Below are 16879 nucleotides of genomic sequence, written 5' to 3'. Positions count from 1 at the left end.
TGACATATCCGGATGCCAGGAACGGTCCTTTCCTGGCAAATTTCGCAAGGAAAGGACCGTTCCTAGCGCGCGCCGCCGGGGTCGATCAGGCGGGTGCCCAGAGCGCGGGCACGTTCGGCGGCTCCCAGCCGGCCAGCGACCGGTGGCCCTGACGGCACACGTACGCCGTGCCGTTGTAGGTCACCCTGGCGCCGGTGGCGTAGTCGACACCCGGCTTCCAGGCGTCCGACGGCACCGACGTGGTCGTCGTCGGCGTGGTGGTGGTCGTCCGGGTCGTGGTGGTCGGGCTGGTCGTCGTGGTCGTGGTTCCCGTCGTCGGTGTGGTCGTGGTCGTCGGCGGGGTGCCGCCACCACGCGGGTTGTCCGACGCGATCGCGTACGTCGTCCCGCCGAAGGTGAAGGTGAAGTTCGACGGCGACGCGATCGGCATGTAGTAGTTCAGCCGGATCTCGATCGTGGCGCCCGGGGCGATGGTCTGCCAGCTGGGCACGGTCACCGCGACGTGCTGGAAGTCTCCCTTCATTCCGCCGACGTTGGGCCCGCTGTGGCCCTTGCTCGTGACCGTCAGGCCGAAGCCGGACTGGTCGGACATGCTGCCGGGCGCGCTCGTGCCGTAGTCGAACTCGATCTTCGTCCCACCGGGGATGGTGGTGGTCGAATTGTTGGTGATGCGCATCCGCGGGGTGATCGGGTAGTTCGCGTCGCCCAGCGCGAAACCGGTCAGGTTGATGTGCGCGTTCAGCACCGACGAAGGCGCGGGACGCGGCGACTTGGCGTTGCCGTACGGGGCGGCGCCACGCAGGCCGTCGTTGATCTTCGTGATCAGCGTGTCGCCCATGAAGTACTGACCCTTGGCGCTGTCGAAGGCGTAGTCGCCCGCCAGCTCCCAGATCATGATGCCGCCGATGCCCTTGTCGGCCACGTACTTGGCCTTCGTGGCGAGCGACTCTTCGTCCTCAGTGGACAGGAACACCTTCTTGTCGTTGTTCCACAGCCACGGCGTCACCATCGTGTTGTCGTAGAACCTGTTGTAGGAGCCGGAGAGCCGGTCCTTCGGGTTGTTCTTCGGGTCCAGCCCGTACTTCTCCAGATAGTCCGGGGTGATCTCGTTCTCGAGGTTCTTCGCGTGCCACATGGGGTTCGCGCCCGCCGGTACCTCGGCGCCCGTCAGGCTCATGTCGTGCCAGAGGTTGTCGATGCCGATCGCGCCGTTGCCGCACGGCACCGTCGAGCCGACCTGGGATCCGGTTCCCGGTGGGCACTGCTTCTGGTCCGGCAGTGGAGCGGTGCCCCACAAACCGTTCGTCCCGCCCGAAACGCCTTGCCAGCCGCGGGTGTAGAACCCGACGCCGATGTTGATCCGGCCGGCCTGCATGGCGCCGCGGAAGTAGTGATACGCCCAGTCGGTGTTGAGGTAGCCCTGCCCGTCGTACTGCGGGGTCGTGTACACCTGCCAGTGCGCGAGTTCCGCGTCCTTGCCGTTGTCGTAGAGCGCGGCGTTCGGCCCGGCGAACTGGTTCCACGCGCCGTGCAGGTCGTAGCTCATCATGTTGGCGTAGTCGAGATACTGCGTGACGCCGTAGACCTCCTGGCCGCGCAGCAGCCAGCCGGACGCGGGGACGGCCGCGGTCAGCAGGTAGTGCTTGCCGTCGGCGGCGCCTGCCTGGTCGATCTTCTGGCGCAACGTGCGCATCAGGTTCTCGTAGCCCGCCCAGAGGGTGCCCCGGTTGGCCTGCGCGATCCAGTAGTCGTCCGGGTTGCCGGCGTAGTTCGCCGACGTCGCGTACTCGTAGTCGATGTCCGCGCCGTTGAATCCGTAGTCGCGCAAGAACTTCACGACGGAATCCGCGAAGGTGTCGATGCTCGCCTGGCTTTGCGTCATCTTGTAGAACCCGCCCGACGCGTTACGCGTGCCGTCCGGGTTCAGGAAGCCGCCGGTCTCGGCCCAGCCGCCGATCGAAACGAGCGTCTTCACGTTCGGGTACTGCTTCTTGTACTTGTTCAGCAGATTGAAATGTCCCTTGTAGGGCAACGAGGGATCCATCTCGGCGCCGGGTACGCCCGGCCATTCCATGCCGATGGACTCGTTGTTCGGGCCCGGGGCGCCGACCGACACCTTGTTCTGCGCGTCGACATGCGCGAACGCGTAGTTGAGGTGAGTGACCTTGGTCCACGGGATGTTGTTCGCCAGATACGCGGGCGCGCCGTTCTTCCCGGTGCGCCAGCTGGTGAAGTAGCCGATCACCCGGCGGGAATGCCCTTCTCCCAGGGATTCCCGGCCGTTCGTGTCGTAGACGGTGCAGTAGGGGGTGTCGACGCCGGGTGTCCGGTACAGCCCGTCGGGACGGCAGTCCTCATGGCCTGCCGCGCTCGACGTGGACGGGGTGATGACGACGATCATGAGTCCGGCCAGCGTGATGAGCGACGCCAGCAGGGGGAGTAGTTTCCTGGTTCTCCTTGGCACGCCGAACCTCCGACAGTGGAAGATGGCCCTCGGTCACAGCAGCTTGAGCCGCCGACCTGGCGCGCGTCAATAGGTGTAGACCAATTTCCATCCTGTGCCGTACGGCGGAGCGTACCTGTGGTTCGTCAGGTCCGGTCCTCGTCGAGGAGCGTGAGCCGGTCCGGTGGCGGGGTGTAAGTCAGGCCCCGCAACAGGATTCCCGGATGGCCATACTGCTGACCACATCTGGTGGATGCTATGACCCCGTGCCCGATTTCCGCCTTCAAGTCGGTGTTGACTGGAAGCGGGCCGGAGCTGATCCGCTTGGCCAATGCGGCTGGACTCCGCGTGAGTGCGCTGATCTCGTCGAAATATCGTGCGTGTAGCGCATTTACGAACAAACTGCCTATTGTGCCGTCGGCCAGGTCATCCCCGCAGCCATGATCATGGTATTCACCTTGTTGGACCTCAGTTCTGGAAGTCAAGACGGGGCTCCGAAAGGTGGTATCGAAGAAGGGGCGGCGATGGCGAACAACTCCGGCACTGATCCAGGGTTCCGAAACCAGGTCGATGGGCCGCTGAGTGCACGTCCGTTCCGGTGGTTCTTCGCCGGCCGGATCGTGTCGGTGCTTGGAAGTTCCATGACGCCCGTAGCACTTGCCTTCGCCGTACTGGAAACAACATCCAGTCCGGAGTATCTCGGCTTCGTCCTGGCCGCCGCGATGGTGCCTGAGATCGTATTCGTCATCATCGGTGGCAGCGTGGCCGACCGTTGGCGACGTGACGTATTGCTGCGGATCACCAACGCCGGGGCCGGGCTTTCCCAGGCTTGTGTCGCGTTCTGCGTGCTTACGAAACAGGATCCGCTGTTCCTCATACTCCTGGCACCGGTCAACGGCACGCTGCAGGCCTTCATCAGCCCGGCGATGCAGGGCATCGTTCCGCAGCTTGTCGACAGCGCGAACATTCAGAAAGCGAACTCGATGCTCAGCGCTTCCCGGAACGCGGCCCGCATCCTGGGCCCTTCAGCGGCCGGTGTTCTCGTCGCGGTCGCGGGCGGCGGGTGGGCGATCGCGCTGGACGCCGCGTCGTTTCTCATCGCCGCGGCGTGCCTGACCTGCGTTGTCTTGCCAGCGAAGGCGAAGTCGACCTCCGCCAACCTGCTGCGAGACCTCCGCGAAGGATGGACCTATTTCAGCTCAACGCCGTGGATCTGGTCGATCACCCTCGCTTTTATGTTTCTGAACGCGATTCAGATGGGCGTCTGGCAGGTACTCGGCCCCTCCATAGCCTCGACGACAATCGGCGCGACAGGCTGGGGTCTGGTGGCCAGCGTCAAGGCAGCAGGGCTGGTCATCGCCAGCTTGGCGATGATCAAAATCGCGGTGCGGCGACCCCTCCTGATCGGCCTGATCGCCATGTCGGCGACGGCGATCCCGCTCGTACTGCTCGGCACCGGCTCGAACCTCATCCTGCTGGCCACCGCGACCTTCGTCTCCGGGCTGGGTTCCGCGCTCTTCGGCATCGTCTGGGACACAGTGCGCCAACGGAACATCCCGAACACCATGATCTCGAGAGTGACCTCATACGACGACTTCGGCTCCTACGTGGCCATACCGGTCGGGCAACTGGCAGTAGTACCCATCGCGTCAGCAGCAGGCATGCCACAGGTCGCGATACTGGGCGGGATCACCTACTTCGTGATCGCGCTCCTGCCACTGACCCTGCACTCTGTCCGAAATCTCGCCGCGACCGGCGCCACTGCACTATGAGCCGAGCACCACGACGGAAAACTCGTTCCCGTCGGGATCCGCCATCTCCACCTGCCCGTCATCCCCGGTACCGAGCCGGGCTGCGCCGAGCGAAACCAGCCGCTCCACTTCGGAAAGCGGTCCGGTCAAAACGAAACGCAGCCGGTTCGGTCCGGTCTTCGGGGTGAACGGCGGACCGCCCCAGGTGATCTTCGGGCCACCGTGCGGCGAGCGGATCGCGGTCTCCTGATCCTGGTCCCACACCAGCGGCCAGCCGAGTGCCTTGCTCCAGAAGTGCCCGACCTCCTGCGAACCGTCGCTCGCGATGGCGCCGACGAAACCGCATTCGGCGAGAAAGTCGTTGCCCGGCTCGATGACGCAGAACTCGTTGCCCTCGGGGTCGGCGAGCACGACGTGCTCCTCTTCGGGAAGCTGGCCGACGTCGATGTGCCGTCCGCCGAGTTCGAGCGCCCTCGCGACCGTCCTGCGCTGGTCGTCCAGCGACTCGCTCGTCAGGTCGAAATGCATCTGGTTCTGGCGGGTCTTCGGTTCGTCGCTGCGTACGAAACTCAGCCGGAAACCGGTGTCCTCGATCGCCCGGCCGAGCAGTCCGGTCCAGAACCGTTCGAGGGCGTGCGGATCGTGCGCGGCGATCCGGAGCGCGTGCAGGGTGGCGGCCATAAGCGACGCTAAGAGCGACGACGACCGGCACGCAACCGATTTAGGTCCGTGAAGGCCTCCTTCCCTACTCTCAGGGTAGGGAAGGAGGCCTTCACGGAACGGTCAGCAGGAGACGCCGGGCCGCCCGTTCTCCACCCGCGCGGTCAGCGTCCGCAGGAACGACGGATCTCCGTCCGCCGTCACGCGAACGTCGTACCAGCCGCCGGAAACCGGCCAGTCGACCGTGACCGAACGTCCGGCCCCGACCCGCACGACCCGTGTGAAGCGCGAGGAAGACAACCGCAGCGTCAGCGCCGAAGTGCCCGAGTTGGACAGCTTGAACTCGACACCCGAACGCCACGTCAGGAAGCGCGTCCGGACATCGACGCCGGCGGCGGCCCCGGACCGGCTCCCGCGCAGTTCCCACCACGACCGGTTCGGTCCCTGGACGACGACGCGGTACTCGTCACCGGCCAGCTTCACGAGTTCCGGCGCCTCGCCGCGGACGTCGCGGTGTGCGGGCTCGGCGAACTCGCCCTTGTACGGGTACAGCGCGAAATGCGCCGATGACGAGCCGCTGTTCGCCAGCGAGAGCGCCAGATTCCCCGACTTGTCCACCGCGCCCGACACCGAAACCTGGTACGGCAGCGGACGGGACGGCCGGTTGCCGGGTTCGGCCACGGGCAGGCTCTGCTCCGCCGGGGCGGACGGCCGCCAGCGGCTGATCGGCGCGGGCACCGGGCCGGGCCGGTTCACCCGCGGCTGACGTCCGGCGCGCGAGAAGTCGAAGGCGCCGGTGAGGTCGCCCGCGACGGTCCGCCGCCACTTGCTGATGTTCGGCTCGGCGATCCCGGTCCAGCGCTCGAGGAACCGCAGCACCGAGGTGTGGTCGTACACGGTGGAATCGACGTGGCCGCCGATCGACCACGGCGAGACGACCGTCATCGGCACACGCGGGCCGAAGCCGAGCGGCTGGCCGTTGAAGTGGTCCGCGTCGTTCGCCGCGTTCCCGGGCGGCATCGGTGGCGGGACGTGGTCGAAATACCCGTCGTTCTCGTCGAAGTTGATCAGCAGCACCGTTTTCGACCACGTCTCGCGGTCGGACGCCAGCGCGTCGAGCACGCGGTAGATCAGGTTCGCGCTGCCGACCGGAGTGGACGCGCCGGGGTGTTCGGAGTCCTTCGCGGACGGCACCAGCCAGCTCACCGCGGGCAGGCGCCGCGCCTGGATGTCCGCCTTGAGCCGGGTCACAAGCGTCTCCGGCTCGCTGCGGTACATGGCCTTCTCGAACAGATTCCGCTCGGCGGGCGTCAGCTTGGCGACCCCGGCGTCGAACTGCGCCAGCAGTTTCGCGCGCTCCTCGGCGGTCTTCTTGGGCAGCGCGTCGTAGAACTCCTCGGTGGTGCGGAACTTCTCGTCGACCGAGGCGAGGATCTTCGTGCCGACCTTCTTGAACGGCACGAAGTACTCGACCGCGTTGTCGGTGAAGTTGTCCCACTCCTGGTAGATCTGCCACGGCACCCCGGCGGCTTCGAGACGCTCCGGGTACGTCGTCCAGTCGTAGCCCTTGTGGTCGTAGGAGTACGCCGCGTTCGTGACCGCGCGGTTCGTCGTGCTGCCCGGTTCGAATCCCGTCGTGCCGGTCCACAGGAAGTTCCGGTTCGGGTTCGTGGAGCCGAAGATCGAGCAGTGGTAGGCGTCGCAGATGGTGAACGTGTCCGCGAGTTCGTACTGCAGCGCGATGTCGCGGCGCTCGTAGTAGGTCATGGTGGCGGGCGTCTTCGCCGCGATCCAGCCGTTGTTCCAGCCGCGCGCCCACGCCTTGCCGCTGCCGTTCCAGCTGTGGTCGAGGTCGCCGAGGTACTGGATGTCGTCCGCGTTCCGGCCGGCGAGCTCGGCCGCCTTGCGCACCGAGAACGGCAGCACCGTGCCACCGGCGGGATTCGGCTGCTCGAACACCGATCTGCCCGACGGCAGTTCGAGCGGGCGCGGATCGGAGAAACCACGGACACCGCGCAGGCTGCCGTAGTAGTGATCGAACGACCGGTTCTCCTGCATGAGCACGATCACGTGCTCGATGGCGTCGAGTCCGCCCCGCCGCATGGGTTCGGCCATGGCGGCGTGCACGGACGGCGGGAGAAGCGTGGTGGCGGCCGCGGCGCCGGTGGCGCCCAGCAACGTACGGCGTGACAGTTCAGGCATGCCGGAACCTTGTCCCAGGAACATGAACGTCACAAGAACCGAACAGGTCGACTCGGCGTCGTAGCCGGGCGGTGACACCGCGTCGATCCGCCGTTCCGGGCTTGGTCCCTGGCCGTCACTGTGTTTAGAGTATGCCGCCCGTACGAACCCCTGGATGGCCGTGTTTCCTGATCATCACAACGAAAACGAGAGTGGGGGAGACCCCGCCAGACCGGTGTTCGTCGACCCCAGCGGCCGCCGCCGCACCGTCGTCCGGCGGATCGCGATCGGTGCCTGCGCGGTCGTCGTCGGCTATGGGATCCTCCTCACGGCGGCGCTTTTCGGGGCGCCGACCCTGCCTTCCGCGTTGATCCCCGCTCCGCCTCCCGCGCCCTCGGCGACCACTGGTGCGCCGTCCGAGACGACTTCGTCCGCCCCCAGGCCCACATCTTCACGGACCGGATCGACCGATTCGCCCGCCACCGGGCGCGCGCCGGTGGACACGAGCGCCGGCCGGACCCCGCCGGCGGCCGCATCCAGGACGACGCCGCCGGGGCTCACGAGCACTTCCTCGCCGGTGATCGACCGCCGCAACAGCCGCGCGCCCGACGTCCCGCCGGGACAGACGAAGACCGCGCCTCCCGGCAACGGGCACTGACCCCGAGGAACCCACTTGTCCCACCATCGGCGATTGCCGCCGCCCAAGGCGCATTGGGCGCTGCTGGCGACCCTGCTGTTCGCCGTCACCGTCCTGCTGGGATTGACCGCCCTGGTCGGCGGCGGGTTCGCCGTCGACGGGACACCCAGGACCGTGGCCGCGACGCAGGTCCCGGCCGCGGTACGCGACGGCGGCCCGATCATCGACCCGCGCGGGGCCGAGCCCGTCACCTCCCGGCTTCAGCCCAAGACCGTGGCGCTCACCTTCGACGACGGCCCCGATCCGGAATGGACGCCGCGGGTCCTCGACGTCCTCGCGCGGCACGGGATCCACGCCACGTTCTTCGTGACGGGCGGGCAGGTGACGCGTCATCCCGGGCTGACGGCGGACATCGTCCACCGTGGTCACGAACTCGGGAACCACACCGCCACCCACACCGACCTCGGCGCGGCGGGCGACGTCCGGGCGCAGATCGAACTCCGGGCCACCGACCTCGCCATCGCCGGTGCCGCCGGGACGGGGACCTCACTGGTCCGGCCGCCGTATTCCTCGACCGCCGACGCGGTGGACGACGCGGGCTGGCGCGCGGCGACCCGCCTCGGCGGCGAGGGCAGGCTGGTCGTGCTGTCCGAACTCGACTCCCAGGACTGGCGGCGGCCCGGCGTCGACGCCGTCGCCGCCGCGATCACCCCTCGGACGGACGACGGCGCCGTCGTCCTCCTGCACGACGCGGGCGGCGACCGTTCGGAGACCCTCGCCGCGCTCGACCGCGTGATCCCCGAGCTCAAGGCCAAGGGCTGGCGGTTCGACACCGTCAGCGGGGCCGCCGGGCTCACCGGGACCACGGCCGGAGTGGACGGGCTGACCCGTTTCGGCGGCTGGCTCCTGATCGCCGCCGTCCAGACTGGCGAAGCCCTCTCGACGGCGCTGGGCTGGCTGCTCGTCGCGGCGAGTGCGCTCGCCCTCCTGCGCACCGTCCTGGTCCTTCTCACCACGGCGATCCACGTCAGACGGGGCAGGGCCGAGCCCTCGCGCCCGCCGGTGCGGGAGCCGGTGACCGTGATCGTCCCCGCCTACAACGAGGAGGCCGGGATCGAGGCGACCATCCGCTCGATCCTCGCCTCCGACCACCATCCGACCTGGGTGATCGTGGTCGACGACGGGTCCACCGACGGCACCGCCGACGTCGTCGAGCGGCTCGCCCTGCGCCGGGTCACGCTGATCCGGCAACAAAACGCGGGCAAACCGGCCGCGCTCAACACCGGTCTCGCCGCCGCCCGCACCGAACTGGTGGTCATGGTCGACGGCGACACCGTGCTCGAACCCGGCACCGTGGGCGCGGTGATCCAGCCGTTCGCGGACCCTTCCGTCGGCGCGGTCTCCGGCAACGCCAAGGTCGCCAACCGCGGCGGCCTGCTCGGCCGCTGGCAGCACATCGAATACGTCATCGGTTTCAACCTCGACCGGCGGATGTACGACGTCGGCGAGTGCATGCCGACGGTGCCCGGCGCGGTCGGGGCCTTCCGCCGGTCGGCGGTGCTCGCGCTCGGCGGTGTCCCCGAGGACACCCTCGCCGAGGACACCGACCTCACGATGGCGCTGGAACGCGACGGCTGGCGCGTGGTCTACGAACAGGAGGCCCGCGCCTGGACCGAGGCGCCCGCGACGCTGGGGCAGCTGTGGAAACAGCGCTACCGCTGGTGCTACGGCACGCTGCAGGCGATCTGGAAGCACCGGGGCGCGGTAGTCGCCAAGGGCGCGGCGGGCAGGCTCGGCCGCCGTGGCATCCCGTATCTGCTGCTGTTCCAGGTGGCGCTACCCGTGCTCGCGCCGTTCGTCGACGTGGCCGCCCTTTTCGGCGTGCTGACCGGGGACTGGAAGACGGCCTTGCTGTACTGGTCGGTGTTCCTGCTGCTGCAGCTCGTCCCGGGCGTGATCGCCTTCCGGCTCGACCGGGAATCGCTGCGCCCGCTGCTTTTCCTTCCGCTGCAACAGTTCGTCTACCGCCAGCTGATGTACCTCGTGGTCATCCAGTCGGTGATGACGGCGCTGGCGGGCGCCCGGCTGCCCTGGCACAAACTCGATCGCCTCGGCCAGAGCGCTCCACCGAGGTCACTTGTGGACGCTGAGTGACCGTCCGGCGGGGTGGCACCGCCGGAAGGCCGCCTGCGCGGTAACCTCACGAGCACCAAGACCGCAGACCCTTGAGGAGGGCCCGTGTCGGCAGGGCAGATCGCCGCGCTGATCGCCGCAGGAGCATTCGTCGTACTCGTCGTGCTGCTGGCGATCGTGCTGTTCAAGCTCGGCCGGACCCTGGACGAGGCCACGATCGCCATCCGCAAGGCGCACGAGAACACCGACCCGCTGCTGATCGGCGCGAATGAGACGATCACGCACGTCAACACGCAGCTGGAGCGGGTCGACGGCATCACGGCCAACGCGCAGGCCGTCTCCGGCAACGTGTCCGCGCTGTCGTCGGTGTTCACCGCGACGCTCGGCGGTCCGCTGGTGAAGACGGCCGCGCTGTCCTACGGCCTCAGCAAGGCCATCAAGGCCCGCCGGAAGAAGGCGGAAGCGAAAGCCTCCCGTCCGGCGAGGAAGCGGGGCCGCAAATGAAGCGCCTGTTCTGGCTCGGCGTCGGCGTGGTCGCCGGCGTCGCCCTGTCACGCAAAGCGACGGAAACCGCTCGCCAGGCCACGCCCGCGGGGTTAGCCTCGAACCTGGGCGACGCCGTGCGGGAACTCGCGGGCGCCGTCGGTTCGTTCGGCGCGGAGGTCCGCGCCGGGATGAGCGAGCGGGAACAGGAGTTGCACGACATGGTGTCCGAACGGACCGGCTTGAGCACGGCCCCCGTGACCGAGGGCAGGCACGCGGCGCAGTCGCGGCGCCCGGTCCGGCGAGCTCGCCGGGCGGAGGGCTGATCGGGTCGCGTCCGCGACCGGAAGATCCCCAGCCCTTCGCCGTTCCCGCCTGTCCGCATTCCCAGCGCCTTCGCGCGAGCCCGTATACAAGGACGATCCCGTGGAAACACACGAAATCACCAAGCGTTTTCTGAGCCATTTCGAGAACAAGGGACATACGCGCGTCCCGAGCGCGCCGCTGATCCTCGACGACCCGAACCTGCTGTTCGTCAACGCAGGCATGGTCCAGTTCAAGCCGTACTTCCTCGGCGAGGCCCCGCCGCCGTACCCGCGCGCGACCAGCGTCCAGAAATGCGTCCGCACGCCGGACATCGACGAGGTCGGTAAGACGACCCGGCACAACACCTTCTTCCAGATGGCCGGGAACTTCTCCTTCGGCGACTACTTCAAGGAAGGCGCCATCGAGGCGGCCTGGGAGCTGATCACCAAGCCCCAGAGCGAAGGCGGCTACGGCCTCGACCCGGCGCGCATCTGGGCGACCGTCTACGAGGACGACGCCGAGGCGGCGGGTCTGTGGAAGAAGCTCACCGGCCTGCCCGGCGAGCGCATCCAGTCCCGTGACGGCAAGGACAACTACTGGGACATGGGCGTGCCCGGACCCGGCGGCCCGTGCTCGGAGATCTACTACGACCGCGGCCCCGACTACGGCCGCGAGGGCGGCCCGGTCGCCGACGAGGACCGCTACATCGAGATCTGGAACCTCGTCTTCATGCAGGACGTGCGGGGCGACAAGAGCCCGAAGCACGGCCACAAGCCGATCGGTGAGCTGCCGAAGAAGAACATCGACACCGGCATGGGCGTCGAGCGCGTGGCGACGATCCTCCAGGGCGTCGAGAACGTCTACGAGACCGACCTCGTCCGCCCGGTGATCGGCCGCGCCGAGGAGTTCTCCGGCCGCCGCTACGGCTCCGACCACACCGACGACGTCCGCTTCCGCGTCATCGCCGACCACGCGCGCACCGGTGTGCTGCTCATCGGCGACGGCGTCACCCCGGGCAACGACGGCCGTGGTTACGTGCTGCGCCGCCTGCTGCGCCGCATCATCCGCTCCGCGCGCCTGCTGGGCGTGCACGAGCCGGTGCTGCCCGCCTTCGCCGCGGTCGTCCGCGACACGATGGGCCCGACGTACCCCGAGCTGGTGTCCGGTTTCGACCGCATCGAGGACGTCGTTCGCGTCGAGGAGGAGGCCTTCCTCTCCACGCTCACCAGCGGTTCGCGCATCTTCGACCTCGCGGCCGAGGAGACCAAGCGCTCCGGTGGCTCGCTGCTGGCCGGCGACAAGGCGTTCCAGCTGCACGACACCTACGGCTTCCCGATCGACCTGACCCTGGAGATGGCGTCCGAGCAGGGCCTGACCGTCGACGAAGAGGGCTTCCGCACGCTCATGAACGAGCAGCGGCAGCGCGCGAAGGCCGACGCGGCGTCGCGCAAGACCGGTCACGGCGACCTGTCCGAGTACCGCAAGGTGCTGGAGCAGCACGGCGAGACCGAATTCCTCGGCTACACCGACCTGCAGGCCGAGGCGAAGGTCGTCGCGCTGCTGGAAGACGGCGTGCCGGTCTCCCGCGTCGGCGCGGGCAAGAAGGCGGAGCTGGTCCTGGACCGCACGCCGTTCTACGCCGAGAGCGGTGGCCAGGTCGCCGACACCGGTGTGCTGCTCGGCGACGGCGTCGAGCTCAAGGTCCACGACGTGCAGAAGATCGTGCCGGGCCTGTTCGTGCACCGGGTCGAGGTGCTCGACGGCGAGGTCGGCATCGGCAGTGCGCTGACCGGTTCGGTCGACCAGCACCGCCGCCTGTCGATCGAGCGGTCGCACTCCGCGACGCACCTGGTGCACGCCGCCGTCCGCGGCGCGTACGGCAAGCGCGCGGCCCAGGCCGGTTCGCTGAACTCGCCGGGCCGGATGCGCTTCGACTTCACCACCTCCGGCGGGGTGTCGGCCGACGTGCTCACCGAGGTCGAGGAGGAGGTCAACGACTACCTCCAGACCAACGTCGAGGTGAACACCTTCGTCACCACGAAGGACAAGGCCCTCGAACTGGGCGCGGTCGCGCTGTTCGGCGAGAAGTACGGCAACGACGTCCGCGTCGTCGACATGGGCGAGTACTCCCGTGAACTCTGCGGTGGCACCCACGTCGACCGCATCGGCCAGCTCGGCCTGGTGAAGCTCGTGGGCGACTCGTCCATCGGTTCCGGCGTGCACCGCGTCGAGGCGCTCGTCGGCACGGACGCGCTCAAGTACGTCCGCAAGGAGCAGCTGCTCGTCTCGCAGCTCGCGAACACCTTCAAGGTGCCCTCGGAGCAGCTGCCGTCGCGCATCGACGACGTGCTCACCCGGCTCAAGAACGCCGAGAAGGAGATCGAGCAGCTGCGCACCCAGCAGGTGCTCGGCTCGGCGGGATCGCTCGCGGACAAGGCAGAGGACATCGGCGGGATCGCGGTCGTCGCGGAGAAGCTCGGCGAAGGCGTCGACTCGAACGGTCTGCGCGCGCTGGCTTCGGACATCCGCGGCAGGCTCGGCAACCGGCCCGGCGTCGTCGCGCTGTTCGCCCCGCAGGGCGAGAAGGTCGCCTTCGTCGTCGCCACCACGAAGGCGGCGCAGGAGAAGGGCGTCGCGGCGGGCAAGCTCGTCCCGTCGTTCGCCGAGGCGATCGGCGGCCGTGGCGGCGGCAAGCCGGACATGGCCCAAGGCGGGGGCACCAACCCGGCCGGGGCCGACCAGGCCATCGCCTCCCTGCGCGCGGCGGTCGCCCAAGTTGGCTGACGACGCCCCTCAGCGGCGCCCGGATCGGCCTGGGGAGTCCGATCCGGGGCGCGGCAGGCGGCTCGGGGTGGATGTCGGATCCGTCCGGGTCGGGATCGCGCTCAGCGATCCCGACCCCATCCTCGCGAGCCCGCTCGTTACCCTCACTCGCGACGCGGCGGGCGACAAGGACGTCGACCAGCTCGTCGAACTCGTCACGGAACACGACGTGGTCGAAGTCGTCGTCGGCTTGCCGAGGACGCTCAAGGACCGTCACGGCCCCGCGGCCGAAGCGGCACTCGACTACGCCGGGAAGCTCGCCGCCAGGATCGCCCCGGTACCGGTGCGACTGGCCGACGAGCGGTTGACCACGGTGACGGCATCCAGGATGCTGTCGCAGCGTGGGGTGAAGGGACGTAAGCAACGTGCCGTCGTCGATCAGGCGGCCGCGGTCGAGATCCTGCAGGCGTGGATCGACGCGGTAGCGGCACATCGCGCACGGAAGGGCGACACATGACCGAGCCCCACGGCCGGCCCGAACGCCGTCAGGGCGGAAGACGACGGTTGCGGGAGCCTGAAGAGGCCATCCAGCCACCGGCCCCGCCACGTCGACGGCCCGAGCCCCAGCCGACGGGACGACGGCACATCCGGGAGGAACCGCCCGTACGGCGTCCGTCGAAAGAACCGCCGAGAGCCCGCCGGTCACCGGAAGAGCCACCACCGCGGGCCCGGCGCGCCGCCGACGAGCCGCCGCCCCGGGCACCGCGTCCGGCCCCGGCCAGGCGGGCCCCGGAACAGGCGGTCCCTCCGCCGCCCCCCGCGCCCCAGCGGCGGTCCCCCCAGCCGGGTGACCGGGGTATCGGCATGCCCGCCTACGCCCAGGACGAGACCCCCCGTCCCGGCCGCCGCAGGCGCCGCGAGGACGACGGCCCGCTCCCGGACGAGCGGCCGACCGACGTCCTCCCCGCGATCCAGGAGGCGCCGCTGGCCCGGCGCCCCGGCGCGGCTCCTTCTTCGCCGCCTCAGGGCAGCGAAGAGGAATACAACGAGATCTTCGGCGACGACGCGTACGACGACTATGACGAGTACGACGACTACGAGGATTACGAGGACTACGACGACGAGGACCGGGCCGAACCGGAACGCATCGAGGACGAGCGCCCGGAACGTCAGGGGCCGCCACCCAAGAAGCGCAAGAAGAAGCGCGCGCTGGGCTGGATCGCCGCGCTGACGGTGCTCGTCCTGCTCGCCGGCGGCGCCTACTACGGCTTCACCGAGATCTTCGGCTACGACGACTACGAGGGCACCGGCGAGAGCGACGTCCTCGTCCAGGTGGAGAAGGGCGACTCGACGTCGGCGATCGGCAACCGGCTGCAGGCGGCCGGGGTGGTCGCCAGCGGCAAGGCGTTCGTGAAGGCGGGCGAGGACAACACCGCCGTCTCGCGGCTCCAGCAGGGCTACTACGTCATGAAGACGAAGATGTCCGGGGCCAGCGCGGTCGAGAAGATGATCGCGCCCGCGTCGAAGGTCGGCCAGGTCGAAATCCGGCCGTACACCCAGTTCCACGACATCACCCAGCCCGACGGCAAGGTGACGCCCGGGGTGTACACGTTGCTGTCCAAGGCTTCCTGCGCCGACCTGAACGGCACGAGCACCTGTGTGCCGGTCGAGGAACTGCGCAAGACGATCGAGACCGCGGATCTGGCGAAACTGGGCGTCCCGGCGTGGGCCATCGAGCCCGCGACGAACGCCGAGCACAAGGACCGGCGCCTCGAAGGGCTGATCGCCCCGGGTATCTACAACATCAAGCCCGGTTGGACGGCCGAAGAACTGCTCACCTACGCCGTGAAGACGTCGGCGGAGCGCATCCTCAACGCCGGGCTGAGCGAGCAGTCGAAGGGCGAGGGCAAAACGCCGTACGAGACGCTCGTCATCGCGTCGATCATCGAACGCGAGGCGGTGAAGGCCGACTTCGGGAAGATCTCGCGGGTCATCTACAACCGGATCGACGAGAAGATGCGGCTCGAGATGGACTCGACGATCAACTACGTCCTCGACCGGCCGACCCTGCTCACCAAACCCGAAGAACGGGAAAAAGCGGGCGCCTACAACACCTACAAGTCGGTCGGCCTGACCCCGACACCGATCGCGGTCCCGAGCGCGGAGGCGATCCAGGCCGCGCTGAAGCCGACGGCGGGGGAGTGGCTGTTCTTCGTCAAATGCGAGAAGAACGGGCTTTCCTGCTTCGCGGTGACCTTCGAGGACCACCGGAAGAACCGGGACGACGCGGTGAGGCGCGGTGTCATCTGACCGCAAGGCCGCGATCCTCGGGAAACCGGTCGAACACTCGCTCTCGCCCGTCCTGCACGGTGCCGCGTTCCGCGCGCTGGGTCTGGACGGCTGGACCTACGAGCGGGTCGAGATGGACGGTCCCGGGCTGCCCGCGTTCGTCGACGGCCTCGGTCCGGAGTGGACCGGGCTCTCGGTGACGATGCCCGGGAAGCGGGCCGCGCTGGACTACGCCGACGAGGTCACGCCGCGCGCGGCGGCGGTCGGCGCGGCGAACACGCTGGTGCGCCGGGAATCCGGCTGGCTGGCGGACTGCACCGACGTCGACGGCGTCACCGAGGCGCTGCGGATCGCGGGGGAGTACACGCCCGGCCCGGACGACGCCGCCGTCGTCCTCGGTGCGGGCGGGACGGCCGCTGCGGCCGTCGTCGGGCTGGCCTCGCTCGGCGTGCGGACGGTCCGGCTCGTCGTGCGGGATCCGGCACGGGCGGCGGAAACGGTCGAGGCGGCCCAGCGGGCCGGGCTCGACGTCGAGGTCCTGCGCTGGGCCGAAGCCGACTTCGGGAAGCTCGCGGCCGATTCGGCGGTGCTGGTGAACACCGTGCCCCCGGACGCCGTGCGGCCGCATCTCGCGGAGCTGTCCGGGATCGGATGCGTCCTCGACGTCATCTACCACCCCTGGCCCACCGCGCTCGCCGAAGCCGTCGCCGAGCGGGGCGGGCGGCTCGCAACCGGGCTGGACATGTTGCTGCATCAGGCTTTCGGGCAGTCCGAGTACTTCACCGGGCAGCCCGCGCCGCGGGCGGAGATGCGGGACGCGCTGCGTGAGGCGACCGGCGGGATCCTTTCCCTGCCGATCGGCTGAGCGGACCACGGGAGGCCAGGTCGCACGGCTCGGCGGGTGGTGAAGGCCTCCTTGAGGGACTTGGATTCGTTGATGAAGGATTTGGGACAGTGAACGTCCCAAATCCTTCATCGACAACGCTCCACCCGAGCGGGTCACGTTTGCGCAGGTAGCGGGTGAGGCGTCGGCCCGTCGTGCGGCTGGGGTACAGCGTCAAAAGGTCGCCAATCGGACAATTCCACCGAGCGACCGTCCTCTGTGGACATCCAAGCGACATCGCTCAAGTTTCTTGCATTGACCTTCAGGGGGAGGCCTTCACGGACCGGTGAGCGGAACCTTCTTCGTGAAAGCGCCTGACAAGATCGCCTGAGTTCGATAATCTGGTCGAC

12 protein-coding genes are annotated in these 16879 nt (G+C 68.7%); 9 read left to right on the top strand and 3 right to left on the bottom strand.

Going from position 1 to position 16879, the window contains the following annotated elements; translation table 11 throughout:
• Nucleotides 1-85 precede the first annotated feature (85 nt).
• Nucleotides 86-2464 (bottom strand): chitinase C-terminal domain-containing protein, encoded by a 2379-nt coding sequence (locus AB8M46_RS28925; protein WP_394362278.1) that lies wholly within the window; start codon nucleotides 2462-2464, stop codon nucleotides 86-88.
• Between the two features lie 503 nt (nucleotides 2465-2967).
• On the opposite strand from AB8M46_RS28925, the gene AB8M46_RS28920 reads away from it, so the two are divergent.
• Entirely contained in the window at nucleotides 2968-4215 is a 1248-nt protein-coding gene (locus tag AB8M46_RS28920) for an MFS transporter (RefSeq protein ID WP_394362277.1), read from the top strand.
• On the opposite strand, the gene AB8M46_RS28915 is transcribed toward AB8M46_RS28920, so the two are convergent.
• Complete coding sequence (locus AB8M46_RS28915; protein WP_394362276.1) at nucleotides 4210-4875, bottom strand: VOC family protein; 666 nt, start codon at nucleotides 4873-4875, stop codon at nucleotides 4210-4212. The two genes, AB8M46_RS28920 and AB8M46_RS28915, sit on opposite strands and share 6 nt — an antisense overlap.
• Nucleotides 4876-4977: 102 nt before the next feature.
• The gene (locus AB8M46_RS28910) at nucleotides 4978-7056 is read right to left on the bottom strand and encodes a phosphocholine-specific phospholipase C (RefSeq protein WP_394362275.1); all 2079 of its coding nucleotides are present in this window, start codon (nucleotides 7054-7056) and stop codon (nucleotides 4978-4980) included.
• Nucleotides 7057-7270: 214 nt separating this feature from the next.
• On the opposite strand from AB8M46_RS28910, the gene AB8M46_RS28905 reads away from it, so the two are divergent.
• The 8 genes from AB8M46_RS28905 to AB8M46_RS28870 all read left to right on the top strand — a co-directional run bounded on the left by AB8M46_RS28905 (nucleotide 7271) and on the right by AB8M46_RS28870 (nucleotide 16511).
• The gene (locus AB8M46_RS28905; RefSeq protein ID WP_394362274.1) at nucleotides 7271-7693 is read left to right on the top strand and encodes a hypothetical protein; all 423 of its coding nucleotides are present in this window, start codon (nucleotides 7271-7273) and stop codon (nucleotides 7691-7693) included.
• A gap of 33 nt (nucleotides 7694-7726) precedes the next feature.
• Nucleotides 7727-9826: a bifunctional polysaccharide deacetylase/glycosyltransferase family 2 protein gene (locus AB8M46_RS28900; RefSeq protein ID WP_394362273.1), complete on the top strand. Its 2100-nt coding sequence runs from the start codon at nucleotides 7727-7729 to the stop codon at nucleotides 9824-9826.
• A gap of 84 nt (nucleotides 9827-9910) precedes the next feature.
• The gene (locus AB8M46_RS28895; protein WP_037343892.1) at nucleotides 9911-10309 is read left to right on the top strand and encodes a DUF948 domain-containing protein; all 399 of its coding nucleotides are present in this window, start codon (nucleotides 9911-9913) and stop codon (nucleotides 10307-10309) included.
• Entirely contained in the window at nucleotides 10306-10614 is a 309-nt protein-coding gene (locus AB8M46_RS28890; protein ID WP_037343894.1) for a hypothetical protein, read from the top strand. Before AB8M46_RS28895 ends, AB8M46_RS28890 begins: the two co-directional genes overlap by 4 nt.
• Before the next feature lie 100 nt (nucleotides 10615-10714).
• Nucleotides 10715-13378 (top strand): alanine--tRNA ligase, encoded by a 2664-nt coding sequence (alaS, locus tag AB8M46_RS28885; protein ID WP_037343896.1) that lies wholly within the window; start codon nucleotides 10715-10717, stop codon nucleotides 13376-13378.
• Nucleotides 13371-13874, top strand: coding sequence for a Holliday junction resolvase RuvX (gene ruvX, locus AB8M46_RS28880; protein WP_043848020.1), 504 nt, complete (start codon nucleotides 13371-13373; stop codon nucleotides 13872-13874). Before alaS ends, ruvX begins: the two co-directional genes overlap by 8 nt.
• A 347-nt stretch (nucleotides 13875-14221) precedes the next feature.
• Nucleotides 14222-15667: an endolytic transglycosylase MltG gene (gene mltG, locus AB8M46_RS28875; protein WP_037343901.1), complete on the top strand. Its 1446-nt coding sequence runs from the start codon at nucleotides 14222-14224 to the stop codon at nucleotides 15665-15667.
• A 13-nt stretch (nucleotides 15668-15680) separates the two neighbouring features.
• On the top strand, nucleotides 15681-16511 hold the full coding sequence (locus AB8M46_RS28870) for a shikimate dehydrogenase (RefSeq protein WP_394362430.1): 831 nt from the start codon (nucleotides 15681-15683) through the stop codon (nucleotides 16509-16511).
• The last annotated feature ends 368 nt before the right edge of the window (nucleotides 16512-16879 follow it).

Origin of the sequence: Amycolatopsis sp. SB7-3, assembly GCF_041021335.1 — a bacterium.
GTDB lineage: Bacteria > Actinomycetota > Actinomycetes > Mycobacteriales > Pseudonocardiaceae > Amycolatopsis > Amycolatopsis japonica.
This window is presented reverse-complemented; position numbering and strand designations above follow the sequence as displayed.

What these genes read in the sequence shown, in the direction of transcription:
- AB8M46_RS28910 (WP_394362275.1), bottom strand. Translation starts at nt 7,056, where the DNA reads ATGCCTGAACTGTCACGCCGTACGTTGCTGGGCGCCACCGGCGCCGCG.
- mltG (WP_037343901.1), top strand. Translation starts at nt 14,222, where the DNA reads ATGCCCGCCTACGCCCAGGACGAGACCCCCCGTCCCGGCCGCCGCAGG.
- AB8M46_RS28915 (WP_394362276.1), bottom strand. Translation starts at nt 4,875, where the DNA reads ATGGCCGCCACCCTGCACGCGCTCCGGATCGCCGCGCACGATCCGCAC.
- AB8M46_RS28890 (WP_037343894.1), top strand. Translation starts at nt 10,306, where the DNA reads ATGAAGCGCCTGTTCTGGCTCGGCGTCGGCGTGGTCGCCGGCGTCGCC.
- AB8M46_RS28920 (WP_394362277.1), top strand. Translation starts at nt 2,968, where the DNA reads ATGGCGAACAACTCCGGCACTGATCCAGGGTTCCGAAACCAGGTCGAT.